Below are 25066 nucleotides of genomic sequence, written 5' to 3'. Positions count from 1 at the left end.
ACCGCATGAAAGGGAAAACCACGAGCCCATAACATCAGACGTCTGATGTAGATTGGAGCCCAATGTCGCCAACCCACGCAATCTTGCGGAAGCCATGCGCCTGAGCGTCGATCAGTCGATGTGCGAGCGAATCCAGGATTCGCTGCTGGAAATGATCCGCGAGCGCTCGCTCAAGCCCGGCGATCAAATCCCACCGGAGCCCGAACTTTGCGAGCTGTTGGGCGTGGGCCGCTCGAGCCTGCGGGAGGCGGTCGCGCAGATGATTTCCCACGGTCTGCTCACGCGCGTGCACGGCAAGGGGACCTTCGTCAGACAAATCACACTCAAGCTGCAAGGCGGTCTGGATGATCTGATGTCTGTGACGGACATGATACGCAGTGTTGGTGCAGTGCCTTCCACGAGCCGTCTGCAGGTGCGGACGATCGCGGCTTCCGGCAGCCTCGCGCAAAAGCTCGGCATCGCCGAAGGCGAACCCTGCGTGCGCTTCGAGCGCGTGCGGCGCGCCGACGATGCAATCGCCGCTTACTGCATCGACATCGTGCCCAAGGCGCTGCTCGAAGGGCAGGAACTGGGCGAGTCGCTGTTCGGCACGCTGGAGCGCGCGGGCGTTCGGCTCTCCCACACCCATAGTTCGATCCAGCCGACCGTTCTCACCCCGCGGGATTTGCCGGAATTGCAGGAGAACATCGGCATGTTCCTGCTGATCGACGAAGTGGATTTCGACGAGACCGGCCGCGCGGTCTGCTACAGCAACGACTACTACAACGCCAGCATTTTCAAGTTCGATCTCGTGCGCAAGCGACGTTAGGCGGGCCAGCGGCCCATTTCCGGACAGGAAGAACGTATGCACTTCGAAGCTTTCAGCTCTGCCGAATTGACCGAGTATCTGCTGGGCATTCCGGCCGTCTGTGCAAGGCTTGGCGACGACAGGGAATTGCAGGTCGTCGAAGTGGGCGACGGCAACCTGAACTACGTCTACTTCGTGAGCAGCACGCGTGACCCGCGTTTGAGCGTCGTCGTGAAGCAGGCGCCGCCGTACCTGCGGCTGGTTGGCGAAGCGTGGCCCTTGCCGCGCGAGCGCATGGAGCGCGAAGTGGCGGCGTTGCGCCGCTTCGGCGCGTTGTGCCCCGAGCACGTGCCGAGCGTCTTTCACGCGGATAGCGAGAAGTTCCTGATGGTGATGCAGCGGCTCGATTCGCATCGCGTGCTGCGCGGGGGGCTGATAGACGGCATCGTGTATCCGCGGCTCGCCGATCACATTTCCACGTTTCTGGCCCGCACGCTCTTTCACGGGTCCGATCTCTATCTGGCGCCGGATGCCAAGAAAGCGGCCGTCGGCGGCGACATCAACACGGAATTGTGCAAGATTACCGAGGAACTCGTCTTCACGTTTCCGTTCGAAGATCATCCCTCGAATGTCTACAGCCCCGCGCTGCCGGTTGCTGCAATCGAACGGCTGCGCACGCACGAGCCGCTGAGGCTCGCGGCAGGCGAGATGAAGTGGGCCTTTATGAACCATGCGGAAACGCTCGTGCACGGCGACCTGCATACCGGCTCGATCATGGCGAACGAGCATGAGACCTATGTGATCGATCCCGAGTTCGCGTTCTATGGGCCGATGGGCTTCGACACGGGCGCGTTCATTGCGAACCTGCTGCTCGCGTATTACGCGCGCGACTGGCACGACCGCGAGACGGGGCGCGACCCGGCCGCCTACCAGGGCTGGCTGCTCGAACAGGTCGAGGCTGTGTGGAACGCCTTCGCGAAGAAGTTCGCGCAGATCTGGCGGCTGCACGAGCGCGAGACCGGCCACGCGTACATTGGCGGGCCGGCGGGCACGCGTGCGGCGGAGGCCTTCCGCGACGATTTCATCAAACGCCTCTTCGCCGATACGCTCGGCTTTGCGGGCTGCAAGATGATCCGCCGCATCGTCGGCATGGCGAAGGTGGCGGAAATTACGAGTATCGAGGACGATACGGTGCGCGCGCGCGTGGAAGTGCGCTGCCTGAAGCTCGCCGAAGCGCTGCTGACACGGCGCCGCGAGTTGGTGTCGATCGAGGCGGTCACGGCGCTGGCCGTACAGGTCCTCACCGAATCGGCGTAATCGAATACAGGCTGCCGCATGAGCGGCAGCGTCCGGACAACCGGCATCGACGGAGAACGTATGACGTTGCAGGCGCAACAATCGAGTCTTCCGCCCACCATCGAGTGGCGCGACGGCACCCTTTATCTGCTCGACCAGACGCGTTTGCCGCGCGAATGTGTGGTCGAAGCCGTGGGCAGTGTCGAGGCGGTCTGGCGCGCGATACACGAGCTGCGCGTTCGCGGCGCGCCTGCGATCGGTGTGGCGGCCGCCTATGGCCTGTGTGTGGCGATGCGGCACGAGCCAACCGATCCGCGCGATACGTTCCTCGCGCGTCTCGAAGCGCACGCCGCGTTTCTGGACAGCGCGCGGCCCACTGCTGTGAATTTGCGTTGGGCGCTGGAGCGGATGCTCTCGCGCGCACGCGCCGAGTCCAGTGCGACGGGCGCCGCGCTTTATGAAGCGCTCGTTGCCGAGGCTAAGCGCATTCATCAAGAAGATATCGAATTGTGCGCGCGGATCGGCGAAGCCGGACGTGCGCTCATCGCACCCGGCAGCGGCGTGCTCACGCACTGCAATGCCGGTGCACTGGCCACGGCGGGTATCGGCACGGCGACTGCGCCCCTCTATTGCGCGCACCGCGACGGCGTCGCGTTTCGCGTCTACGCAGACGAGACGCGGCCGCTCCTGCAAGGCGCGCGGCTCACCGCTTACGAATTGCAGCAAGCGGGGCTCGACGTCACGCTGATCACCGACAGTATGGCGCCGACCCTGATGGCCCAGGGGCTCATCGATCTCGTGATCGTCGGCACCGATCGCGTGGCCGCGAACGGCGACGTCGCGAACAAGATCGGCACGCTCGGCGTGGCGATCGCGGCGAACCATTTCGGCATTCCGTTTTATGTGGCGTGTCCTTCGTCCACGCTGGATCTGCGTACCCCCAGCGGCGCGGACATCGTGATCGAGGAGCGCGGAGCGGCGGAAGTGACGCATCTCGCGGGACAGCGCACCGCGCCTGAAGGCATTCAGGTGCGCAACCCCGCGTTCGATGTCACGCCCCATACACTCGTGACCGGCATCGTGACGGAGCGCGGCATCGTGCGCGCGCCGTTCGAGGAGAGCCTTGCCGCACTCTTCGCTAACGGAGCCGCGGCGTGAGCGGCGCGAGCGAAGGGCGTCGTGCGGGCGAAACGGCGGAACGTGCGCGCGATGTGCGGGCGGAAACCGAAATGCGCCAGCAGATCGTCGATACCGCGCGCGAGATGGAGCGTCTCGGCATCAATCAGGGCACCTCGGGCAACGTGAGCGCGCGCTGGCATGACGGACTTCTGGTTACCCCGAGCGGCGTGCCGAGCGCCGCGCTCACGCGCGAGCGCATCGTCTGGATGCCGCTCGACGTGCGCGACGACGATCCGCTCTTTGAAGCGCAACGCCCTTCGTCGGAGTGGCGTTTTCATCGCGACATCCTGCGCGCGCGCGCCGACGTGAACGCCGTGGTCCATACGCATTCACAAGCCGCGACGGCGCTGGCCATTCACAGTCGCGGCATACCCGCGCATCACTACATGGTGGCCGCGGCGGGCGGCAATTCGATTCGCTGCGCGCCGTACGCGACGTTCGGCAGCCAGGCGCTCTCCGATCACGCGCTCGAAGCGCTGCACGAGCGGCTCGCGTGCCTGCTCGCGCATCACGGCGTCATCGCGCTCGGGCGCGATCTCGCGCGGGCGTTGTGGCTGGCGAACGAAGTGGAGGTGCTCGCAAAGCAATATTTGCTGGCCTGCCAGCTCGGCGAGCCGCCGCTGCTTTCCGACGCGCAAATGGAGGAAGTCATCGAGAAGTTCAAGGGCTACGGCCCGCGCAAGTAATACGCGCTCGCGCGCGTCCAGGCAGTCGTTGCATTGCAAAACACACGCGGTACAAACGATTACGCAGTCGGTTGGCGGTTCGCAGGTCAGTCAAAAACCAGCAGATCAAAGACAGGAGACGGTGATGGCGTGGAGTTCAGCAGGGTTCGACAGTTGGGTGGCGCGCAGCGCGCGCATGGGAGCTACGGCCGGCGTGACGATGTTCGCCGCCGCGGCAATGCTGGCAGGCTGCTCGAAGAGCGAGTCGCCTTCGACCAGCGCGGCTGCGTCCGACGCCGCCGCGGCGAGTGCACCGGCGCAGGCCGTGGCGGCGGCGCCGGCAGTCACGAAGATCAAGGTAGGCTTTTCGATCGCCACGCTCAATAACGCGTTCTTCGTCGGCTTGAAGAATGGTGTGGAGCGCGGCGCGGATAAGCAGGGCTTCGATCTCGTGCAAACGAACGCGAACGGCGACGCGCAGCAGCAGGTCAACGACACGCTCAATCTGCTGAGTCAGGGCGTGCAGGCGATCGTGCTCAACCCGATCGATTCGAAGGCGATCATCCCGGCGGTCGAGAAGGCCAACTCGATGAACGTCCCGGTGTTCATGCTCGACCGCGGCTCGGACGGCGGCAAGGTGACCTCGTTCGTTGCTTCGGATAACGTAGCGCTTGGCGCCACCGGCGCAAAGTGGATCGCCGACCAGTTGAGCAAGCGTTATGGCTCGCCCAAGGGCAACGTGGTCGATCTGATCGGCCTCATCGGCACGACGGCGGCGACCGATCGCGAGAAGGGCTTCTCGGAAGAAATCGCGAAGTATCCCGACATCAAGGTCGTCGCGCGTCAGGAAGGTGGCTTCGATCAGGAGAAGTCGCTCAACGCGATGACGAGCATTCTCCAGAAGTATCCGCAGATCGACGCGGTATTCGGCGCGAACGACGACAACACGGTGGGCGCGGAAAAAGCCATTGACAATGCGGGCCGCTACAAGCCGCTCGGCGACCCCGGCCACATCATGGTGATCGGCGCGGACGGCACGGCGCAGGCGCTGTCTGCGATCCGTGCGGGCAAGCAGGACGCGACGATCTCGCAGAACCCGATCGGCATGTCCGCCAAGGCGATGACGTTCATTACCGACTACGAGGCGAAGAAGGACGTGCCCTCGAATTACGCGTGGCCGACCTATCTGATCGACAAGTCGAATATCGATTCGGACGGCGTGAAGCAATACGGTCTGTGGGCCCTCGAAGTCAAGCAGTAACGGGCGGTCTTAAGCGCCGGCCGCGCGTGACGTGTGCGCCGGCGCCAGGGATGAACGGATGAAACGCGAATCAGGTTCGGCAATGGACGTATCGCAGCAGGAGAACACCGGCGCAGGCGGCGAGAGGGGCGCGTCGCCGCTGTTGCGCATGAGCGGCATCGTGAAGAGCTTTCCCGGCGTGAAGGCGCTGCGAGGCGTGAGCCTCGAGTTGCATGCGGGGCACGTGATGGCGATCGTCGGCGAGAATGGCGCGGGCAAGTCGTCGCTCATCAAGACGCTCTCCGGGGCTTACGAGCCGGACGAAGGTACGATCGAGATCGACGGCGTACGACTCGCGCGCGGCACCCAGGCCGCGATCGACGCGGGCGTGGCCGTGATCTATCAGGAGCTTTCGCTCGTCAACGACATGACGGTGGCCGAAAACCTCTTTCTTGGCCGCATGCCGCGGCGCTATGGCCTCGTCGATCATCGCAGCGCCAACGCCATGGCGCGCGAGGCGCTGTCCCAGGTCGGGCTGGAAGGCGTGCCACCCGCCATGCGCCTCGGTGATCTGCCGCTCAACAAGCGCCAACTCGTGGAGGTCGCCAAGGCGCTCGCGCGCGACGCCCGCATACTCGTGATGGACGAGCCCACGGCCGCGCTCCAGCATCACGACATCGAGCATCTTTACGCCGTCGTGCGGCGACTGCGGGCGGCGGGCATGGGCATCATCTTCATTTCGCACCATCTCGAAGAAGTGTTCGAACTGGCCGATTCGGCCGTGGTGATGCGCGACGGCGCGACGGTCGGCGCGCGGCCCATGCCGGAGTGGAACGAACCGGCGCTCGTTCAGGCAATGGTCGCGCGCAATCTCGACTCGTTCTATCCGTGGGAGGCGCGGCCCTATGGCGACGTCGTGCTGGAAGCGCACAACGTGGCGAGCGAGCCCGTGCTGCGCGACGCGAGTTTCAGCATTCGCGCGGGCGAGATCGTGGGCATCGGTGGCATTGCGGGCGCGGGGCGCACCGAGCTTTTGAAGACGCTTTGCGGCGCGCTCCCGCTTACCCGTGGCGAACTGCGGCTGCGCGGGCGCAGGCTCGCGCTGCGCTCGCCCGCGCAAGGCATGCGCGCGGGCATTGTCTACACCGCCGAGGACCGCAAGCTCGAAGGGCTCGTGCTCGACGCGAGCATCGAAGAAAACGTCGCGCTTTCGAGCCTGCGGGCGCTGGTGCGCGGCGGCTTCGTGAGCGCGGCGAGAAAGCGCCGCCTCGCGCGCGAGGCGGTCGAGCGCTTCGCGGTGCGCGCGCCTTCGGTCACGTCGCTCACCGGCAACCTTTCGGGCGGCAATCAGCAGAAGGTGATTCTCGGGCGCGCGAGCGCGACCTCGCCGGCTGTGATCCTGCTCGACGAGCCCACGCGCGGCATCGACGTCGGCGCGAAGACCGAGATCTATGCACATATCGTCGCGATGGCGCGCGCGGGCGCGGCCGTCGTGCTCGTGAGCTCCGAACTGCCCGAACTGCTCGGCATGTCGGACCGCGTGCTCGTGATGTATCGCGGCAGCATCGTCGGCGAAGTGGCGCGTGAGCACGCGAGCTCGGAGACGATCATTCAATGGGCTACCACCGGAGTTGCAGCATGACGTCCACCACGGTTCGACCGCGTGAAGAAACACCAACCCTGCAACAGCGCGTGCTGCGCCAGCTGCGCAGCGGCCTGGGGCCGCTCATTGCGGCGCTCGTGCTGATCTGTATCGCGCTCTCGCTGGCGTCGCCCGAATTTCTCACCACGAGCACGCTCACCAACATCATGGTGCAGGTGTCCGTGGTCGGCATCGCGGCCGTGGGCGGCACGTTTGTGATCATCACCTCGGGCATCGACCTTTCCGTGGGCTCCCTCGTCGCGCTGAGCGGCATGGTGGCCGCGACTGTCATGGCCGGCGCGAGCCCGGACGCGGTCGGGCTCGGCGTAGCAGGGCTCGTGATCGCGCTCGTCACCGGCGCGGCGGTGGGCGCGCTCAACGGCTTTGGCATTGCGTGGCTGCGGCTCGTGCCGTTCATCGTCACGCTCGCGATGATGGCAATGGGGCGCGGCCTTACGCTCGCGATTTCGGATGGGCGCACGAAATTCGACTTTCCCACCGTGTTTACCGCGTTCGGCGCGAAGACGTTTGCGGGCCTGCCCGCGCCGATGCTCGTGATGCTGGCCGTATTCGTCATTGGCCACGTGTTGCTGCGCAAGACCGAATTCGGCCATCAGGTGTTCGCCGTGGGGGGCAACAAGGAAGCGGCGCGGCTCGCGGGCATTCCGGTGAGCCGCGTGATCTTTCTTACCTACATGTTAGCGGGCGTGACCGCTGCCATCGCGGGCATCGTCCTCGCGGGGCGGCTCAATTCGGCGTTGCCGTCGGCGGCCAACGGGCTCGAGCTGCAGGTGATCGCAGGCGTCGTGATCGGCGGCACCTCGCTCGCGGGCGGGCGCGGCTCGATCGTCGGCACGTTCATTGGCGTGGTGCTGATCGGCGTGATCAATGTCGGGCTCTCGCTGCTCGGCGTCAATCCGTTCTGGACGCAGTTCATCCAGGGCGGCGTGATTCTCGCGGCCGTCTTGCTCGACGCGCTGAGCCAACGGCGCAAGCTTTGAACGGAGAAGTCAACGTGAGCGGTGGTGCGAACGCCACCCATTACTGGAGACGCGACACGTGAAAAAGATCATTAATCATCCTGATCAATTTGTCGACGAGATGATCGACGCCTTGCTGCTCGCCCATCCGGGCTGGCTCAAGCCGGTCACGGCCGACCGCCGCGCGCTCGTGCGTGCCGACGCGCCGAACGCGGGCAAGGTCGGCATCGTGACGGGCGGCGGCTCCGGGCACCTGCCGGGCTTTCTCGGCTACGTGGGCAAGGGGCTCGCGAGCGGCGTGGCAGTGGGCAACGTGTTTTCGTCGCCATCGTCGGAGCAGATCTACGAGGCCACCAAGGCGGTGCACGGCGGCGCGGGCGTGCTCTACCTGTACGGCAACTACGGCGGCGACGTCCTCAACTTCGATCTCGCCGCGGACCTGGCCGACGCGGACGGCATCGAGACGCGCACCGTGCTCGTTGCCGACGATGTCGCTTCCGCGCCGCCCGAGCGGGCTTCTGATCGCCGCGGCGTAGCGGGCATGGTGTTCGGCTTCAAGTGCGCGGGCGCGGCGGCCGAACGCGGCGACACGCTCGACGAAGTCGCGCGCATTGCCGCGAAGGCGAACGGCGCGACGCGCACGATGGGCGTGGGCCTTTCGCCGACGATCCTGCCGGCGGCAGGCAAGCCCACCTTCACGCTGCCCGATGGCGAAATGGAGATCGGCATCGGCATTCATGGCGAGCCGGGCACGCACCGCGGCAAACTGGAGAGCGCGGATGCCATCGCCGAACGGCTTGCGGGCGCGATAGTCGGCGACTTGCAGGCCACGGCGGGGGCGAGCGTGGCGCTGCTCGTCAACGGGCTAGGCGCGACGCCGCTCGAAGAACTGTATCTGCTGTACCGGCGCGCCGCGCAGGCCGTTGCCGCCGCCGGGCTGCGCGTGGCGCGTGCTTATGTAGGCGAGTACGTGACGAGCCTCGAAATGGCGGGCGCCTCGATCTCCGTGATGCAACTCGACGAGGAACTCGACACGCTGCTCGATGCGCCGGTGCGCTCGCCGTTCTGGCGCGAAGGCTGGCGCGTGGACGAGCGAGGTGCGCGATGAGTCTTTCGGTCAGCGAAGTCCGGGCGCGGCTCATCGATGCGTTGAACGCGATGCCCGCCAGCGCGGAGGAACTGCGCGAACTCGACGCCGCGCTCGGCGACGGCGACCTGGGCGTCACCGTGAAGGCGGGCTCGCTCGCGGCAGCCGATGCCATTGCGAAGCTGCCGCCCGACGCCGCGCTGGGCGACGTGCTGATCGCCACGGGCAAGGCGTTTTCGACGGCGAACCCTTCGACGTTCGGCGCGCTCGTGGGCGGCGGGCTGCTCGCTGCGGCGAAGACCGTGACGGGCAGCCATGCAGCGGGCCGGCCCGAAGCGCTCGCGATGGGTCGCGCGGTGGCCGCGCGCATAGCCGAGCGGGGCAAGTCGCAGCTCGGCGACAAGACGGTGCTCGATGCACTCGTGCCGAGTCTCGATACGCTAGAAGCGTTCGAATTGGGCGCCGACGAGCGCACGCTCCTCGACGCGATGATCGACACGGCGGAGCGACAGGTGCTCGCCACGGCCGCGTTGCAGTCGAAGAAGGGACGCGCGGCGTGGGTGCAGGAACGCAGTATCGGTCACGCCGATCCCGGCGCAACGGCCTGGCTCAGGTTTCTTCAAGCCTGGCGAGGGTGAGCTTCGCCACTCAACGAACAAGCATCTCGGCCACGCCGGCCGCCGCCAAAAACACGACGACAACGAGCGGCGGCACCTTCCAGCGCGTGAGCAAAAAGAAACCGATGACCGCGACCGCAAAGTCGATCCGTGACTGGACGGCGCTCGTCCACACCGGCGAATAGAGCGCCATGGCGAGCAGCCCGACCACGGCTGCATTCACGCCCGCCAGCATGGCCGCCATGGAGGGATGGGCGCGAAGCGCTTGCCAATAAGGCAGCGCGGCGAGCACGAGAAGCAGGCCTGGTAAAAAGATGCCTGCTAGTGCCACGAAGGCGCCCAGCGCATGACTGGATGGGCCGCTCATGATCCATCCAAGGAAAGCCGCGAACGTGAAGAGCGGACCGGGCACCGCTTGGGCGGCTCCATAGCCGGCAAGAAAGTCGTTCGGCGAAACCCATCCCGTCGCCACGGTCTCACGCTGCAGCAACGGCAGCACCACGTGACCGCCGCCGAACACGAGGGCGCCCGAGCGGTAGAAGGCGTCGAACACGCGGACGGTATGCGTCGTGTCGAATGCGGCAAGCGCCGGAAGCCCGAAAAGCAGGGCGCAAAAGAGGACGAGCGCGACCAGACCGGCGGTACGCGACACGCGGAACTGCTGCGTATGCTGACGCGTGCCGGCGATGGTTCCCGCAGTCGTGGACCGGCACAGCACGATACCGAGCGCGGCGCCCAGCACGATGACGATCAACTGTGCATACGCCGTCGTCATGACAGCGAGAAGCACGACCGCAATGAGTGCGATGCCGGCGCGGCGGTGGTCGGGGCACAGGCGGCGCGCCATGTCCCATACGGCTTGCGCGACGACGGCAACGGCGACGAGTTTCAGTCCGTGAATCAGCCCGTTCCCCACGGGGCCGCCGAGTTCAGGCGCGACGATGGCAAAGGCGATCAGGAGTGCAACGGATGGCAACGTGAAGCCGCACCAGGCTGCCAGGCCGCCTCGCCAGCCGGCGCGCAGCAGACCGATCGAAAATCCGGTCTGACTACTGGCGGGACCGGGGAGAAACTGGCAGAGACCGAGCAGATCCGTGAAGGTTGCGTCGTCGAGCCAGCGACGCCGCTCGACGAACTCGCGACGGAAGTAGCCGATATGGGCGATGGGACCGCCAAAGGACGTCAGGCCCAGCTTCAGAAAGACTCGCAGGACTTCAAGCGCGGAGCCTGCACGGTCCGGCTCTGACGTCGACATATCTGTTTCCATGGAACTCAGTCGTAACGAATACAAACATAGATCGATTTTGCGGCGATCATACCCGATCCGCTGGCACGATCGCAGGCCGGGACTTTCACAGCGTTGATCCGGTGGTTCGCAAACAACACACGCCAATGGACGGTTTAAAGCGTCATTCCTCTGCGTAAATCGAGCCGGTAAAACGCTGAATTCTTCTCGTTGATGCTTTCGTTCGCGCGCTGCGCGCGTCAACTGTCTATGCTCGTTGTAATTGTGCCGACACAGCGCCCCGGAGGGAGTCATGCAAGCAGATCCGAAAGTCATCGAATATCTCAATGCGGAACTGAAGAACGAGCTGACGGCGATCAATCAGTACTTTTTGCACGCACGACTTTACGGACACTGGGGTCTCGCAGGACTCGGCAAACACGAATACGACGAGTCGATCGAGGAGATGAAGCACGCGGACAAACTGATCGAGCGGATACTCATGCTCGATGGCCTGCCCAATCTGCAGGACCTTGGCAAACTTCTGATCGGCGAGGACGTTCGCGAAGTGCTCGAGGGCGATCTCAAGCTCGAACGCACTGCGCAGGCACAGTGCAAGGAAGCCATTACTTACTGCGAATCCGTTCGGGACTTTGTCTCAAGGGAAATTTTCGTCGAGATCCTGGACGACACCGAGGATCACATCGACTGGCTGGAAATCCAGCTCGGGTTGATCGACAAGATCGGCCTGGAAAACTATCAGCAATCGGCGATGGGCTCGGCTAGCTGATAGGCGATCCGGCGTGGAGCATGCCGGGAAAAAGCGTGGATGCCGCTTGCGGGGCACCCACGCACCTCTGCTTCAGGAAACCAGTGGTCGACAACGTTTAGTCGTTGTACTTCGTGAGGGCATCGAGTCGTTGCCACCTGCGTCGCTCGTTGCCGTGACGCTCTTGCCCGTCGAATCGATCAGCGTGACGTTCGCACCTGCTAGCGCGTCGCCGACTGCTACGGTGCCGCCGATGCTCGAAGGAGTGGCCGTCGAGGTGGACGTTGTCGACTCGCTGCTGCCACCGACCCCGCACGCCGCGAGAGTTCTCCTGGAGAAACGAGCACCTGGAATGCCGGCAGCCGGACGGCAAGAAGAATGGCGCGTGCAGCGTCAATACCCAAACCCTGGAAAACGTCTTAAGGATAAATGTTTCGGCAATTACATCGGGCAATAATGAAAGATTTGTGTAATGAAATCGATGGCAAGTCTATGACAGCTGTGTTGCTGGAAACGTTTTCGGACTCCCAGGACGCGCCCGTAAGGACCGTGCAGCGATGTAATAAAAATCTCGCCGGCAGATGAACAATTTGTATGAAGAAATAAATAATGCCGCCGATAACCCAGATATGTCCCGTGCTGCTTCCGGTGTTCGTGTGGCGGTGCACCGGTGTCAGGCGTCACGGACGCCAGGCGTTTGCGCTTGTTCGTTGAGTCGAAACACGATTGCCGGACTTTTCGACGTTGATACCGCGTCGAGCTGGGCACGAACTCGCTTAAGCATTCTGGTTCTTTCATTCTCACCAAAGTGAATCATGAATTTCAGCAACATGAAGCTCGGCACCAAACTGATCAGCGCTTTCATCCTGGTTTCGGCGATCAGCGCTGCGGTTAGCGGGATCGGTCTGCGCAACATGGCGCAAATCAGCGCAAATGCAGACAAGACGTATCGAGAGGATCTTGTTGGACTGAACCTGATCCAGCAGGCTAACGCGGACGTACTGCGAGTCGGAACTTATCTGCGCAATGCGGTTCTGGCCACAACGGCCGAGCAGCGGGCTGGCTCGCTGGACCAGGCCGACAAGGCACTGGCCCAGGCGCGTGATCACCTGAACCAGGCAGAACCGCTCGTCTATACCGACAAGGGGAAGGCGACCTTCGGCGAGCTTGATCAGGGCTGGCAGGACTACATCCAGGCCTTCAACGAAATGAAAGGCAAGATCAATTCTGCCGCGTTACAGGACCGGGATGGCCTGACTGAATACATGCTGGGTGAGTATCACAACAAGGGTTTCAGGACGCTCGTCCTGATGGGCAATCTGGTTACCCTGAAACAGGGCGACGCGCAAAGGACGGCGGAATCCAACGACGCCGTGTACGGCGAAGGCCGCAATCTGATGCTTGTCCTCGTGGCGATGTCCGTCTCGATCGGCCTCGGTATCGGCATCTGGATGATGCGTAGCGTCACCCGGCAACTGGGTACCGAGCCTGCAACCGCCGCCGCCGTGGCCAGAAGCGTGGCCGCGGGTGACCTGAACGTGAGCATCGACCTGCGCGCCGGCGACACAAACAGCCTCATGGCATCGCTGAAGTCCATGTGCGAGGCCCTGATGCGGGTTGTGTCGGAGGTGCGCGAAAACGCTGAAGGTGTCGCGACTGCGAGCGCGCAGATCGCACAAGGCAATCTCGAGCTGTCGAGCCGCACCGAAGAACAGGCCGCGTCGCTCGAAGAAACCGCGTCGAGCATGGAGCAACTGACCGCGGCGGTCCGCCACAACACGGACAATGCAACGCAGGCTGCCACGCTCGCGGGTACAGCCTCGGGTGTGGCGCAGCGCGGCGGCGAGATCGTTGGTCGCGTCGTCGAGACGATGCGCGACATCTCCACGAGTTCGACGCGAATGTCCGAGATTATCGGTGTCATCGAGGGCATCGCCTTTCAGACCAACATCCTCGCACTGAATGCAGCAGTCGAGGCGGCGCGCGCTGGAGAGCAAGGGCGCGGCTTCGCCGTCGTAGCGGGCGAGGTTCGCACGCTCGCGCAGCGCAGTGCGACTGCCGCGAAGGAAATCAAGGAACTGATTTCCGACTCTGTTCACCGGGTGGAAGCAGGCTCGAGGCTCGTCGAAGAAGCAGGCGGCGCAATCAAGGAAGTCGTGCAATCGGTGAAGCGCGTGACCGACGTCGTGGGCGAAATCTCGTCGGCATCGAGCGAGCAAAGCACCGGTATCGAGCAGGTGAATCAGGCGGTCAACCAGATGGACCAGGTCACGCAGCAGAACGCCGCGCTCGTGGAAGAGGCTTCGGCAGCCGCGCAGACGATGGCGCAGCAGGCGGAGAGCCTACGCAAAGCGGTGGCCTTTTTCAGGTTCAATGGCAACGGAACGACTTCATCTCCGGCGACGAAGCTGCAGAAGGCCTCGCAAACCGTCTCCCGGAACCGCCTCACGTCCTCTCCGGCAACAACGAGAAAGGTCGCCGTGGTGGCTGAGCCGTCCGGGGGCGGGAGTAAGGTTCTGGCTGCCACCGCTGCCGGCACATCGGACTGGCAGACATTCTGAACCGGGCTGCGAGGTTTGGGCGGCGATTCAGAACAGAGCGCAGGCAGGTCGAGTGGACGAAGAGCCACGATGACGCTCGGCGTATGTTGCCGTAGCCGGCGACGAGGAACTCCCGGATGGAGACACGCGGGCCGCGTTACGAGCGGGCCCGTTGAAGTAGCGCGAGACACGACTGCAGCAGCAAGTGCAGTGTGTCAAAGGCCATCTTGCTGTCTCCAGGCCTCGGTTGTCGCCGGCTTCGGTGCATTTCAAATCCGCAAGGCCGTGCATTACCCCGCGATGGAGAGCGGCAGGATCCGAATGTTAACTTCTGTCCGGATCGCAATCAAAGACCATGAGATCTTCCGCTTCCCCCAACGTATCGAAGGTAGTTGTGAAGTCGCTCGAGTCCGCGGGAATAGACCACGTGTTTCTGGTCCCCGGAAAGCTGATTTACCCGCTTCTGGCTGCGATTGATGATTCACCATCCATTCGCGGCATCGTTGGCGCTCATGAGACGGGCAGCGCTTTCATGGCCGATGGCTATGCGCGCGCTAGCCGCAAATTCGGCGTTTGCGCAGGAATTTCCGGTCCCGGTACCATGAACTTCGTGCCCGGCATGGCAGCCGCGCAGGCAGACCGGATTCCGATGCTCTATATTGCGGGAGCGATTTCGTCGACAGCGGAGGGTAAAGGGGCGTTCCAGGATGCGACATCAGGCGGCATCTATGAAAGTGGCGTGGTCAGAGGTCTGATGACGGACGTGGTCGAGCTGAAGAACAAGGATAATGTTCAGGCGGAGCTACGTCGTGCGACGGACGGGCTGAACTGGATGCGTCGGGCGCGGTCATTCATCAGTATCCCTGTTGACGTTCAAAAGCAGGACGTCCCTCCCGGTCCGCAGGTAGCACGGCGACCCTACGCCCAGCACGAATTCAATCTGGGTGAAGCGCCCCCTGACCGTACCGCGCTGGATGCCCTGTGCCGCCTCTATCTGCTCCAGTCGAAGAAAGTCGCGTTTCTGATTGGTAGTCGCGGGAATGACGCGGAAACTGCAAGGGCGCTTCTTGAGGTTGCCGAGAAATTTCACGTTCCGGTCGCGACGACGCTGGCAGGCAAGGGTGCCTTTCCCGAGGGACACGAACTCGCGCTGGGCATCTACGGGTTCTCAAGCCATTCGCGCGCCGCACGTGTGATCAATTCGGACGAGCTTGACGCGCTCGTTGTATTTGGCAGCGATCTGAACCAGCGCGACAGCATGAACTGGAGCAGGAAGCTGACCGAGGGGAAGGATCTGCTTGTCTTCGATGATGGCTTTGATCAGCCGCCGATGGGGCACATTGCCCAGCGCAGCATTTTCTCGGGAATCGGGGCTAGCTTCCGGTTGCTTGCCCGGATCAACACGGGCGCCAGCGACGATTTCCAGAAAGTGCTCGAAAGAAGGAGGGCATGGATCGCCGGGGTCAGCCAGACTCCCCTGTACGACGGCCAATTCGAGGATTTTTCCGCGCAGCAGACCTCCAGCGGTAATGAATCGCTTTATCCTGGCGCCGTCATCAAGCGCCTGTGCAAACTGTTGCCCACCAACAGCAACGTCGTGGTGGACTCCGGTGCCCATCGTATATTCATGGCCCACTACTGGCTGTCGTCGGGTATGGGCAACTACTTTTCGTCCAACGCTCTCGCGCCGATGGGCTGGGCTATTGCAGCCGGAATTGGCGTCAAGCTTGCGTCCCCCGAACGCCCTTGCGTCGTAGTCACAGGCGACGGATGCATGATGATGCACGGAACGGAGATTCAGACGGCAGCTCGCTACGGCGTCAAAGTGATCTACGTCGTCCTGAACAACTCTGCGCACGGTGCAATTCACATCGATGCGATGAGGGGCGGTCTGATTTCGGAGCAGTTCACCAGACTGCCCCGTCATAGCTGGACCGCGTTTGCATCGTCGTTTGGTGTGGCGGCACGCGTGGTTAGCGGAATCGACGAGCTGGACGATGTTCTTGGTGAAGCAAGTCGATATGACGGCCCGTTCCTGATTGAAGTCATGACAGGGGTCTTTCCCGCGCCGAACCGGTACTATTCGGAAGCGGGGGCCTGTTCCTGAACAACTTCAACTGGGCGAACAACAACGAGTCGGCCATCGGCGCATCGTCCAACTATTGCATCGCGCGGCAGAGCTTCCGCCGCTGCTACGCGTATTTGTCGCCTACCGTGTTGCGAATGGGATGCGTGTCGTAGACGATGATCATCTGCTCGATGCGACCGCACTCAATCCGCGGCGGTTCTCACCTTGCGGTTACCGTCCACGTTTGCGATTCGCTGGTTGCTGCCACGGCTGTCGGCGATCAATCTCGCGCTGCCCCGCACAGAGTTGCGCATCTATACATCGGCGGACGATACGCCGGACTTCACTACGCCCGATGTCGACGCCGTGGTCGTGCGCGGAGCCGGACATTGGGCGGGGATGGACGCGATACCGTTGTTTGAAGAGCGCTTGACGCCGATGTGCACGAGCGAGCTGGCCGCATCGCTGAAATCCGCAGCGGATCTCACTAGAGTCAAATTGCTTCATCCGGGACACGGTCATGGAGAGTGGCGATGCTGGTTGGATCATGTTGGCGCGCCCCAGAGCGACGCCGATGGCGGGCTCGTGTTCGATACCCTCGAATTAACGCTCACCGCCGCGGCACAGGGGCATGGCGTCGCAATCGGCGACCCTCGCATGGCGAAGGAGCGCCTTGAGGCGGGGGCACTCGTTATGCCGTTCAGCGAGGTTGTGCAAAATGGACTGGGCTATTTCCTCGTCTATCCCTCGCAACGCGCCGCTCAGGCCAGGATTCGCGCACTCGCCGACGTCTTGACCCGGCTCGCGCAGGAAGACCCGACTAAGCCGGCCCAATAAGCGGCTGTCGGGTCGCTTACTTCGGCTGAACGTGGATTCATTTCGCTTTGCCAAATGCGTCCGCGATTTGCCGCGCGCGCTTGACCTCGTCGCTGTGCAGATAGATCGAGGTCGTCGAAACGGAAGCATGCCGCAGGTTGTCGCGCACCGTGGTGAGTTCGGCGCCGCGCCCGAGCGCGTGTGTGGCGTGCGTGTGGCGCATCCAGTGCGGACTCGCGCGGCGCAGCTTTTCCGCGAGCGGCGCATGATCGGCCTCGATGGCTTTGGCGGCCAGCAGGAAGAAGCGCCGCAGCACCCCCCACAGACGCACGCTGCTGATCGCGGCGTCGCTGTCGGCCTCGAGACTGCCGATGACCGGCGTCGCCGGATTCCAGCGCACGGACACGACCGGCAGGTCACGTTCGGCCAGATAGTGCGCGAGCGCCTCCCACGCGAGCGGCGGCAAGGCGACGCGCGCAAGCTTGTTTCCCTTGCCCGTCACGCGCAGCCAGTGATCGCCGCGTGCATCTGTTTCGACGTGGCCGAGCGTGGCTCCAACCAGTTCGCTCGCGCGCAGGCCGGTCGCATAGCCGAAATCGAGCAGGAAGCGCAGCCGCTGAGCCGCCGGCGCTGACCAGCCGTACGACCACTCGAGGCCGTCTGCGATCGTGCGCACGAGCGCCCATTCCCCTTCGCTGAATGCGTGTGATGTATCGAGTGCTTGCGCGCCGCTCGCGCCGCGCACTTTCACGCCGGAAAACGGATTGGCGAGCACGTAGCGCTGCTCGATGAGCCAGCGGAACAGCGCGCCGAGGATAGATAGCGCATGCGCGACCGAGCGCGCCGAGAGGCTGCCGTTGAACGGCCGCCAGTCCGGCGACGTGCGTGCCCGCACGGGGCCGACCCAGCGTCCGCGCGGAGAGGGATGGCGCAGGAACGCGCGGTAGGCGATGGCGTCTTCGGTCGAGAGCGACGAGAGCGCGCGGCCCCGCTCGACGATCGCCCAGAGGATCAGCCGTTCGGCTTCCTTCCGGTAGGTACGCTGCGTGGCGGGCGACTCGTGCAGCGCGAGCCAGGTCTGGATCGCTTCATAGTCGTTCGACGCATCCAGCGTGCAGGTCGCGCGGGGTGCACGGAAAGTGCCTTCGGAGCCGTCGACTTCGTGCGGCAGTTTGAGTGACTCCCACGGTGCGATGTCGCCGCGTTGGCTCGCCACGATGAGCGCGCGCGCCTTTTCCGTGAGTGCTGGCCAGGCCGCAAAGAACGCCTCGATCGCGCGGGCGCTCGCCACACCGAGTCCCGGCACGGCCTTCCACCACTGGCGGCGGCGCGGGATACGCACGGTGAGGTCCGCGAGCGTGGTGATGCCGTGCGCGTACAGCACCCGCACGGCGCGCGGCGTGAACCACTGCGCGATGTCGTCAGCAATCTGGGGTTCGGGCGGGCGGGCGTTGCGCAGGCTGTCGATTGCCTGCGCGACAGCCTTGGCGTGCCGCTCGCGTTCCTCCACGGGATGTTCGAACAGCGCCACCAGATCGTCGCGATGCGCCGCGCGCGCGAGAGCGACGAGCCTGCGCCGGATGCGTCCGAGCACGCCACGCGCCGATTTCCCGTCGCCGAGCGCCGAGGGGAGATAACGCTCGACGGCGGGCCGCACGGCGAGGCCTGCATACCACGCGCGCAGCATGGCGAGTTCGTCGGCGTCGGGGAATCCGGGCGGCTCGGTGGAAGCGGGTACGGCAAGGGGTGTGTGACGCGTTTTCATCTGACGAAGTTTAGCGTAGAAATAAGCCTCTAGTGATAAGAAGGATTATCTTTCTAGTTGTATATGGTCTGTCTGACCATCTTCACGTTTCTTTCACGCTGGCCAGGCCGGCATAAGTGTGGCGACGCTCGTTGCCGGCACGCCGTTCACGGCGGGCGATATCCAGGCGGCGGCATTGTCCGAATCGCAGCGCAATGCGCTGACTCCCGATCAGATCATCGAAATGATGAAAGCCGGCAACGAGCGGTTTCGTACCGGCAAAATGAAAAAGCAGGACTGCCTCGCGCAGAAGAGGGCGAGCGCCAGCGGCCAGTATCCTGCAGCAATCGTCCTCAGTTGTATCGACTCGCGCGCGCCGGCCGAGATCATTCTGGATATGGGAATTGCTGTCGCGCGATCGAATATTCAAGGTGCGATAGCCGCTATCCGCCGCGGGAGTCCGATTCTCTCCGATCTGGAAAACAAAGGAAACGCGAAGATGGTGGGCTCACTACGGCCGTAACCATCGCAAGCCAATCGGTACAGCGAGAACCTTCCTGTAAAGCGCGATCAACGCGCCGGTCGCCGCCACGCCCGCGAGGCGCCAGAACGGGCTGGCAATCATGCAGGCCAGCCACGCGACGATCGCCGCGCCGATCATGTCGAATGGCCAGTGCACGCCGACGAAGATGCGAGCCCAGGCAACGGCGATATCGACGAACAAGGCAAGCAAGCCGATTCCCCGCTTCCCGGCGTACAGGAGGGTGAACGAGACTGCGCAAAGCAGCGTCACATGATCGCTAGGAAACGAAGAATCGGGCGCATGGGCGAGAAACGTATGGCCCGTTGCGCTGGCGAAAGGGCGGGGGTGATACCACGCCAGACCGATCAACTGGTTGATGCCGAGAGCCAGCAAGCCGGCAAAGCAGGCGCGCACCGCCAACGCGCGGCGTTCGTCCGAGCCTGTCAGCCATAGCGCCACCAGAATGGCCGGGACCAGCAGGATCGCATAGTCCGCGATCAGCGTGCCCGCGGTAATGAGCCAATGTGGCGTCGCGGGGGTGGCATTGAGTGCGATAAAAAACGTTCGGTTCAGTGTTTCGACTGCGTCCATGGGGGCCCTCTGTTTTCACGCCCGTTCTTGCGTTAACACTTGAAGGGGGTTCCGGTTGTCAAAGGCGATTCTACGCATCGGCCCCTTAACAAAACCTTAACAGGGGTGACCGCGTTCCACGGTCCGGCCGCCGTGGACGGCATGACATGGCCAGTTTTGTCAGTATGTCGGCCGGTTTGATCAGTCTGTCAGGCGCCGGTTGGCGCTAGGATTGCCACGGCGTGCCTTGGGTACTTCCTGAACAGGTCGGGACCAGAGGTAGATACAGGCTGCGTCGGCGCTTCACAGGCGACAGACAGATAACTGAGGAATCCATATGAGCAGGGAAGTCGTGGTGGTGGGCGGTGTGCGGACCGCGATCGGCAAATTCGGCGGCAGCCTGAAAGATGTGCCGCCAACCGAACTCGGTTCAATCGTCGTGCGCGAACTGCTCGCACGAAGCCGCGTCGAGGCAAAGGACGTGGGGCATGTGGTGTTCGGCAACGTGATCGCCACCGAGCCGCGGGATTTCTACCTGTCTCGCGTCGCCGCGATCAATGCCGGCATTCCCGAATCGACGCCTGCGTTCAACGTCAACCGGCTGTGTGGTTCCGGCCTGCAGGCAATCGTTTCCGCCGCGCAAACCATTCTGCTCGGCGATGCTGACGTGGCGATCGGCGCTGGCGCCGAGAACATGAGCCGCGCGCCGTATATCACGACCGAGGCGCGCTTCGGCGCACGTATGGGCGACGCACGCCTCATCGACATGATGCTGGGCGCGCTCAATGATCCTTTTCACACCGTGCCGATGGGCGTGACCGCCGAGAATGTCGCGGGCCGTTACGGCATCACGCGCGAGCAACAGGACAATCTTGCGCTCGAGTCGCATCGCCGCGCAGCGCGAGCGATCGCCGAGGGCCGCTTCGCCAGCCAGATCGTGCCGGTCAAGCGCACGGTGAAAGGGCGCGAGACCGTCTTCGACACCGACGAACATTTGCGCCACGACGCAACGATCGACGACTTCGCGAAGCTCAAGCCCGTATTCGCGAAGGAGAACGGTACGGTCACGGCGGGCAACGCCTCCGGCATCAACGACGCAGGCGCAGCCGTGCTGCTGATGTCGCGCGAAGCGGCCGAGGCGCGCGGCCTCGCGCCGATGGCAAAACTCGTGGCCTATGCACATGCGGGCGTCGATCCGCTTTACATGGGCATCGGCCCGGTGCCGGCTACGCGTCTTGCGTTGCAGCGCGCGGGGCTGTCCGTCGCGGACCTCGATGTGATCGAATCGAACGAGGCGTTTGCCGCCCAGGCATGCGCGGTCACGCAGGAGCTGGGTCTGGACCCCGAAAAGGTGAACCCGAATGGCTCGGGTATTTCGCTCGGCCATCCCATTGGCGCGACCGGTGCATTGATCGCCGTGAAGGCGCTGCACGAACTCAAGCGCATTGGTGGCCGTTACGCGCTCGTCACGATGTGCATTGGCGGCGGGCAGGGCATTGCCGCCATTTTCGAAAACGTCCAGTGAGATGAGTGCACCTTCGGGCGCGCCAAATAAAGCCATGCAAATCGAAACATTGGGAATCGTGGGCGCCGGGACGATGGGTTCCGGCATCGCGCAGGTCGCCGCGCTCGCTGGCGTGCGCGTGATTGTGGTCGACGTCAGCGAAGCCGCGCTCGACAAAGGTCTTACCGCGCTGAAGGGAAGCCTCGATCGGCTCATCGCGAAAGACAAGCTGGACGCGGCGGCGAGCGAGGCCGCGCTTGCCCGCATCGAGACGTGCACCGATTATCAGCGCCTCGGTGCTGCTGGGCTGATCATCGAAGCAGCCACCGAAAACCTCGAACTGAAGCTGCGCATTTTGAAGCAGATTGAAGCAGTCGCGCGTCCCGACGCCATTCTGGCTTCCAATACGTCTTCAATCTCGATCACCACGCTTGGCGCCGCGCTTGCCGACCCGTCGCGCCTTGTCGGCATGCACTTCTTCAATCCGGTGCCGTTGATGCCGCTCGTCGAGATCATCCGGGGCCTCGAAACCGGTAGCGCCGCAGCGGAGGCGGTCCACGAGTTGACGGTGCGGCTCGGCAAGTCGCCGATCAGCGTGCGCAATTCGCCGGGCTTCGTGGTCAACCGCATTCTGGTGCCGATGATCAACGAGGCTTTCTTCCTGCTCGCGGAAGGCGTCGCGCCAGCCGAGGATATCGATACCGGCATGCGTCTCGGAGCGAATCAGCCGATCGGGCCGCTGGCGCTCGCCGATCTCGTTGGACTCGATGTGGTGCTTTCGGTCATGGACGTTTTTTACCATGACTTCGGCGATTCGAAGTACCGCGCGTGCCCGCTGCTTCGTGAACTGGTGGCCGCAGGACGTCTGGGTCGGAAGACTGGGCGCGGGGTCTATCGTTACGGCTAGAAAGATTGGGCGGAGGTCCGCGGGCGGTAAGCCCGCGGTCGTTGAAGGTGATCGGTGAGATGGGATGGGATGCAACGAGTTTTGTCGTTTGCGAACATTATAATGTCCCGGCCAGATACAGATGTCCGATCTCCGGCTCAATAGATGGAATGGTCGCCTCCCGCCTTAATGGGCCGTCCAGCGCCGCAGTCTCGCGTCCTGAACATGCGACATTGCTGGTTCGGCAGTCCAGCCGCCAAGGAGAACCAGATGGAACCCACGACCATTGCCATCGACCTGGCCAAGCGCGTTTTCCAGATTCATTACGTCGAGACCGAGACCGGCGCAATCCGCAGCAAGGTACTCAAACGCGCCCAGCTCGTGCCGTTCTTCGCCAACCGGCCTGCGAGCCGTGTCGTCATGGAGGCCTGCGGCAGCGCCCATCACTGGGCACGGGTGCTCGCGCGGCTTGGGCACGACGTCCGGCTCATCGCAGCCCAGTTCGTACGGCCATTCGTGAAGTCAAACAAGAACGACGCGGCCGACGCTGCGGCGATCTGGGAAGCTGCCCAGCGTCCCGGCATGCGGTTCGTGGCCGTCAAGACCGAAGACCAGCAGGCCATGCTGGCGATGCACCGGATACGCCAGCAACTGGTCCGGATCCGCGTCATGCAGGTCAACCAGCTTCGAGGGCTGCTCTACGAATTCGGTATCGTGCTGCCGCAAGGTCGCCGGGCATCGATCGAGGCCGCCAAAGTCGCGCTCGCGTCACAGCCCGACCAGTTGCCAGCCATGCTTGCAGACAGCCTGCAGGATCAGTTCTCGAGGCTTCGTGCGCTCGACGAAGAGATCGCGCGGATCGAACAGCGCATTCTCGGCTGGCGCCGCAATGACGATGCATGCAAACGCATCTCGGAGATTCCCGGCGTGGGCGTGCTCACGGCAACCGCTGCGGTATCGGTCATCGGACAGGCACAGACGTTTCGCTCCGGACGGGAATTTGCCGCCTATCTGGGGCTCGTACCGCGACAGAACAGCTCCGGCGGCAAGGTGAAGCTCGGCAGCATCAGCAAGCGTGGCGACGTGTATCTGCGAACGCTGCTGATCCACGGTGCGCGATCGGTCATCGTAAGCGCAAGGCACTTGCCGGAGCGCTTGCGCCAGATGCTGTCCCGTCGTCCAACGAACGTCGTAGCTGTTGCACTCGCCAACAAGATGGCGCGAACAATCTGGGCGCTCCTCGCGTACGGCCGAACGTATGAAGCAGCACAAGCGCAGTGACCACGCTTCAAAGGCAGTAACCCCATTCACGGTTGCACAGGTGTACTGAGTGATGGCAAGACAGGTTGGACCGCGCAAAGGCAAGCCTGAGACATTTCTCGGACCTCGAGTCCGCTAATTAGATTAGGACCTTTGCGGCGAAATCCATCGGGGCCGGCGGGCATGCCCGCGATCGAGTCCGGATATAAGTCCGCAACCACCCTCCTCGCCACGCACAATCACCTTGCAAATGGGAGGCGACCATATAAGAAATGTCCGGTTTTTAAAGGGTTTTCTGTCTTTCTGGTGTTAAGCCTCCAGCGTGTTGAAGGGGCAGGTGTGAAGCAGCAGGGCACTTGAGTTCGTTTAGCGAACTGTTGCAGACCGCTTGCCTGGTTTACCGGACTGGATGGTTGGCGTTTTACGTTGCGTCACGGCCACGATTGCTGCGTTCATGTCCGCTTGCGTGAACTCGCGCGACTTCTTCGTGCCCGGAACACGTTCGGCCCTGCGTACCTCGATGCCGCGGTTCGTGCGTGAGGGCGAGCCCGAGGCCCGCCGGCCATCGCGCTGCGCCTGCAGCGCCTGCGCCACCTGCAGCGCGTGGGTCAGCCGCTTGTGCTCAATGACCGCGCCCTGATCCACCTCGGTGAGCCGGTCATACTCGCGGTATGGCAGCACACGAGCGTCGGCCCGCAGCTCGATACGCCCGTCCGGGTACTCCCACACCTCGATGTGGCGGTGCACCAGCTTGCGGTTCTGCGGCGTGTCGTCCAGCAGGTACATCACGCGGTCGTACTGCACCGTCAGCGACTTCGTCACGCGTCGCGCTTCGCGCCAGGTGAGCAGGGCGTCCAGATCCTCGTCGGCGCGCAGTGGGTCGCCTCGAAGTAGCTGAAGGTCGACTCCGTCGCCGTAAAGTGCAGGTGCATCAGGCGGCTGGTCGCATCGTCCACGTACACCAGCAGCGTGCAGGCCGCGGCGCGTTCCTCGAACCAGCGGTGGTCGCTGCCGTCGATCTGGATGAGCTCACCCAGGCACGCCCGCCGTGCGCGCGGCTGGTAGACCTTCGGCGGACGCTGCGCGCGCGGTATCCATAGCCCCGCGTCGCGCATCCATCGACGTACCGTCTCCTTCGCCAGCCGGATGCCGTGACACTCGCGCAGCTTCTCGCACGCCAGCGTCGGCCCGAAATCGGCGTAATACTCACGTACCAGCGCCACGGCCCGGGCACGCAGGTCAACAGGCAGCTCCCGGTTGCCGGGCCGCCCACGTCTGGCCGACACCAGGCCCGCCGGGCCACAAGCCTCATAGCGCCGGCACAGCCGGCTGATCTGCCGTTCACCGAGCTGCAGCCGCTCAGCCGCCTGAAAACACCGCAGGCGGCCTTCAACGACCGCCTCGATGACCTTGACCCGCTCGAGTTCGTGCATGCTTGCCGTGATCAGCTCACGTCCGTTCATGGTTTGCCCCTGGTCGACGCCTCACGCGAGCGTGCGCCTCAACCAGGGCAGGAATCGGACATCACTAATGAGCCAGAAGGGGGTGCGGCGGAATTCTTGGACGGGTTTATGTCGTCAGCCCGAGGCTCTCCCGGTATTCAATCGGACTGAGTGCGCCAAGCGAGATCTTGATCCGTTTCTCGTTGTACCAGCGAATGTACGAGTC

General features: G+C 63.6%; 20 protein-coding genes and 3 pseudogenes. 17 read left to right on the top strand and 6 right to left on the bottom strand.

Annotation, left to right across the window (positions count from 1 at the left end; all coding sequences use genetic code 11):
* Positions 1–52: 52 nt before the first annotated feature.
* The 9 genes from AB4Y43_RS23530 to AB4Y43_RS23490 all read left to right on the top strand — a co-directional run bounded on the left by AB4Y43_RS23530 (position 53) and on the right by AB4Y43_RS23490 (position 9514).
* Positions 53–808: a GntR family transcriptional regulator gene (locus tag AB4Y43_RS23530; protein ID WP_256094478.1), complete on the top strand. Its 756-nt coding sequence runs from the start codon at positions 53–55 to the stop codon at positions 806–808.
* 36 nt (positions 809–844) lie between these two features.
* Complete coding sequence (gene mtnK / locus AB4Y43_RS23525) at positions 845–2104, top strand: S-methyl-5-thioribose kinase (protein WP_368728905.1); 1260 nt, start codon at positions 845–847, stop codon at positions 2102–2104.
* A gap of 60 nt (positions 2105–2164) precedes the next feature.
* Positions 2165–3241: an S-methyl-5-thioribose-1-phosphate isomerase gene (gene mtnA / locus AB4Y43_RS23520; RefSeq protein WP_368617964.1), complete on the top strand. Its 1077-nt coding sequence runs from the start codon at positions 2165–2167 to the stop codon at positions 3239–3241.
* Positions 3242–3312: 71 nt separating this feature from the next.
* Entirely contained in the window at positions 3313–3948 is a 636-nt protein-coding gene (locus AB4Y43_RS23515; protein ID WP_342946120.1) for a class II aldolase/adducin family protein, read from the top strand.
* Between the two features lie 124 nt (positions 3949–4072).
* The gene (locus AB4Y43_RS23510) at positions 4073–5188 is read left to right on the top strand and encodes a sugar ABC transporter substrate-binding protein (RefSeq protein ID WP_069261910.1); all 1116 of its coding nucleotides are present in this window, start codon (positions 4073–4075) and stop codon (positions 5186–5188) included.
* Positions 5189–5270: 82 nt separating this feature from the next.
* The gene (locus AB4Y43_RS23505) at positions 5271–6809 is read left to right on the top strand and encodes a sugar ABC transporter ATP-binding protein (protein ID WP_368728936.1); all 1539 of its coding nucleotides are present in this window, start codon (positions 5271–5273) and stop codon (positions 6807–6809) included.
* Positions 6806–7810 carry an ABC transporter permease gene (locus AB4Y43_RS23500; protein WP_069261908.1) on the top strand — a complete coding sequence of 335 codons (1005 nt, stop codon included), beginning with the start codon at positions 6806–6808 and terminating at the stop codon, positions 7808–7810. Before AB4Y43_RS23505 ends, AB4Y43_RS23500 begins: the two co-directional genes overlap by 4 nt.
* Before the next feature lie 58 nt (positions 7811–7868).
* A complete protein-coding gene (locus AB4Y43_RS23495) occupies positions 7869–8897 on the top strand; it encodes a dihydroxyacetone kinase subunit DhaK (RefSeq protein WP_368728904.1) in 1029 nt (342 codons plus the stop codon).
* Complete coding sequence (locus tag AB4Y43_RS23490) at positions 8894–9514, top strand: DAK2 domain-containing protein (protein WP_368684227.1); 621 nt, start codon at positions 8894–8896, stop codon at positions 9512–9514. Before AB4Y43_RS23495 ends, AB4Y43_RS23490 begins: the two co-directional genes overlap by 4 nt.
* Before the next feature lie 10 nt (positions 9515–9524).
* On the opposite strand, the gene chrA is transcribed toward AB4Y43_RS23490, so the two are convergent.
* Positions 9525–10748 (bottom strand): chromate efflux transporter, encoded by a 1224-nt coding sequence (gene chrA / locus AB4Y43_RS23485; RefSeq protein WP_256094477.1) that lies wholly within the window; start codon positions 10746–10748, stop codon positions 9525–9527.
* Between the two features lie 283 nt (positions 10749–11031).
* On the opposite strand from chrA, the gene bfr reads away from it, so the two are divergent.
* From bfr to AB4Y43_RS23470, 3 genes are all read left to right on the top strand, one after another.
* On the top strand, positions 11032–11508 hold the full coding sequence (bfr, locus tag AB4Y43_RS23480; protein WP_368728903.1) for a bacterioferritin: 477 nt from the start codon (positions 11032–11034) through the stop codon (positions 11506–11508).
* Between the two features lie 794 nt (positions 11509–12302).
* Positions 12303–14048, top strand: coding sequence for a methyl-accepting chemotaxis protein (locus AB4Y43_RS23475; RefSeq protein WP_368728902.1), 1746 nt, complete (start codon positions 12303–12305; stop codon positions 14046–14048).
* 334 nt (positions 14049–14382) lie between these two features.
* On the top strand, positions 14383–16134 hold the full coding sequence (locus AB4Y43_RS23470; protein ID WP_368728901.1) for a thiamine pyrophosphate-binding protein: 1752 nt from the start codon (positions 14383–14385) through the stop codon (positions 16132–16134).
* Between the two features lie 85 nt (positions 16135–16219).
* Here the strand turns inward: AB4Y43_RS23470 and AB4Y43_RS23465 are convergent.
* A pseudogene (locus AB4Y43_RS23465) lies at positions 16220–16294 on the bottom strand (nuclear transport factor 2 family protein); the annotation flags it as partial.
* A 5-nt stretch (positions 16295–16299) separates the two neighbouring features.
* On the opposite strand from AB4Y43_RS23465, the pseudogene AB4Y43_RS23460 reads away from it, so the two are divergent.
* Positions 16300–16932, top strand: a pseudogene (locus tag AB4Y43_RS23460) (LysR substrate-binding domain-containing protein); the annotation flags it as partial.
* 37 nt (positions 16933–16969) lie between these two features.
* On the opposite strand, the gene AB4Y43_RS23455 reads toward AB4Y43_RS23460, so the two are convergent.
* A complete protein-coding gene (locus AB4Y43_RS23455) occupies positions 16970–18676 on the bottom strand; it encodes a phage integrase family protein (RefSeq protein ID WP_368728900.1) in 1707 nt (568 codons plus the stop codon).
* A 118-nt stretch (positions 18677–18794) separates the two neighbouring features.
* Between AB4Y43_RS23455 and AB4Y43_RS23450 the strand changes: the two genes are divergently transcribed.
* Positions 18795–19178, top strand: coding sequence for a hypothetical protein (locus AB4Y43_RS23450; RefSeq protein WP_368684233.1), 384 nt, complete (start codon positions 18795–18797; stop codon positions 19176–19178).
* Here the strand turns inward: AB4Y43_RS23450 and AB4Y43_RS23445 are convergent.
* Positions 19167–19769, bottom strand: a complete 603-nt coding sequence (locus AB4Y43_RS23445) for a phosphatase PAP2 family protein (RefSeq protein WP_368728899.1) — start codon at positions 19767–19769, stop codon at positions 19167–19169. The two genes, AB4Y43_RS23450 and AB4Y43_RS23445, sit on opposite strands and share 12 nt — an antisense overlap.
* 316 nt (positions 19770–20085) lie before the next feature.
* On the opposite strand from AB4Y43_RS23445, the gene bktB reads away from it, so the two are divergent.
* The 3 genes from bktB (at position 20086) to AB4Y43_RS23430 (ending at position 23419) form a co-directional block, all read left to right on the top strand.
* Complete coding sequence (gene bktB / locus AB4Y43_RS23440) at positions 20086–21273, top strand: beta-ketothiolase BktB (protein WP_368728898.1); 1188 nt, start codon at positions 20086–20088, stop codon at positions 21271–21273.
* A gap of 34 nt (positions 21274–21307) precedes the next feature.
* Positions 21308–22159: a 3-hydroxybutyryl-CoA dehydrogenase gene (locus AB4Y43_RS23435; RefSeq protein ID WP_368684235.1), complete on the top strand. Its 852-nt coding sequence runs from the start codon at positions 21308–21310 to the stop codon at positions 22157–22159.
* Between the two features lie 249 nt (positions 22160–22408).
* Positions 22409–23419 (top strand): IS110 family transposase, encoded by a 1011-nt coding sequence (locus AB4Y43_RS23430; RefSeq protein ID WP_368728897.1) that lies wholly within the window; start codon positions 22409–22411, stop codon positions 23417–23419.
* Positions 23420–23764: 345 nt separating this feature from the next.
* Here AB4Y43_RS23430 and AB4Y43_RS23425 read toward each other — a convergent pair.
* Positions 23765–24861: pseudogene (locus AB4Y43_RS23425) on the bottom strand (helix-turn-helix domain-containing protein).
* Positions 24862–24967: 106 nt separating this feature from the next.
* A partial coding sequence (locus tag AB4Y43_RS23420; RefSeq protein ID WP_226200766.1) for an IS3 family transposase occupies positions 24968–25066 on the bottom strand: 99 nt, incomplete at its 5' end.

The organism is Paraburkholderia sp. BR10872 (assembly GCF_040965835.1).
Classification (GTDB): domain Bacteria; phylum Pseudomonadota; class Gammaproteobacteria; order Burkholderiales; family Burkholderiaceae; genus Paraburkholderia; species Paraburkholderia nodosa_A.
Note: the sequence above shows the minus strand (reverse complement) of the source record. Positions and strands in the feature narration are given on the sequence as shown.

What these genes read in the sequence shown, in the direction of transcription:
- mtnK (WP_368728905.1), top strand. Translation starts at nt 845, where the DNA reads ATGCACTTCGAAGCTTTCAGCTCTGCCGAATTGACCGAGTATCTGCTG.
- mtnA (WP_368617964.1), top strand. Translation starts at nt 2,165, where the DNA reads ATGACGTTGCAGGCGCAACAATCGAGTCTTCCGCCCACCATCGAGTGG.
- AB4Y43_RS23515 (WP_342946120.1), top strand. Translation starts at nt 3,313, where the DNA reads ATGCGCCAGCAGATCGTCGATACCGCGCGCGAGATGGAGCGTCTCGGC.
- AB4Y43_RS23510 (WP_069261910.1), top strand. Translation starts at nt 4,073, where the DNA reads ATGGCGTGGAGTTCAGCAGGGTTCGACAGTTGGGTGGCGCGCAGCGCG.
- AB4Y43_RS23505 (WP_368728936.1), top strand. Translation starts at nt 5,271, where the DNA reads ATGGACGTATCGCAGCAGGAGAACACCGGCGCAGGCGGCGAGAGGGGC.
- AB4Y43_RS23500 (WP_069261908.1), top strand. Translation starts at nt 6,806, where the DNA reads ATGACGTCCACCACGGTTCGACCGCGTGAAGAAACACCAACCCTGCAA.
- AB4Y43_RS23490 (WP_368684227.1), top strand. Translation starts at nt 8,894, where the DNA reads ATGAGTCTTTCGGTCAGCGAAGTCCGGGCGCGGCTCATCGATGCGTTG.
- chrA (WP_256094477.1), bottom strand. Translation starts at nt 10,748, where the DNA reads ATGTCGACGTCAGAGCCGGACCGTGCAGGCTCCGCGCTTGAAGTCCTG.
- bfr (WP_368728903.1), top strand. Translation starts at nt 11,032, where the DNA reads ATGCAAGCAGATCCGAAAGTCATCGAATATCTCAATGCGGAACTGAAG.
- AB4Y43_RS23475 (WP_368728902.1), top strand. Translation starts at nt 12,303, where the DNA reads ATGAATTTCAGCAACATGAAGCTCGGCACCAAACTGATCAGCGCTTTC.
- AB4Y43_RS23470 (WP_368728901.1), top strand. Translation starts at nt 14,383, where the DNA reads ATGAGATCTTCCGCTTCCCCCAACGTATCGAAGGTAGTTGTGAAGTCG.
- AB4Y43_RS23455 (WP_368728900.1), bottom strand. Translation starts at nt 18,676, where the DNA reads ATGAAAACGCGTCACACACCCCTTGCCGTACCCGCTTCCACCGAGCCG.
- AB4Y43_RS23445 (WP_368728899.1), bottom strand. Translation starts at nt 19,769, where the DNA reads ATGGACGCAGTCGAAACACTGAACCGAACGTTTTTTATCGCACTCAAT.
- bktB (WP_368728898.1), top strand. Translation starts at nt 20,086, where the DNA reads ATGAGCAGGGAAGTCGTGGTGGTGGGCGGTGTGCGGACCGCGATCGGC.
- AB4Y43_RS23435 (WP_368684235.1), top strand. Translation starts at nt 21,308, where the DNA reads ATGCAAATCGAAACATTGGGAATCGTGGGCGCCGGGACGATGGGTTCC.
- AB4Y43_RS23430 (WP_368728897.1), top strand. Translation starts at nt 22,409, where the DNA reads ATGGAACCCACGACCATTGCCATCGACCTGGCCAAGCGCGTTTTCCAG.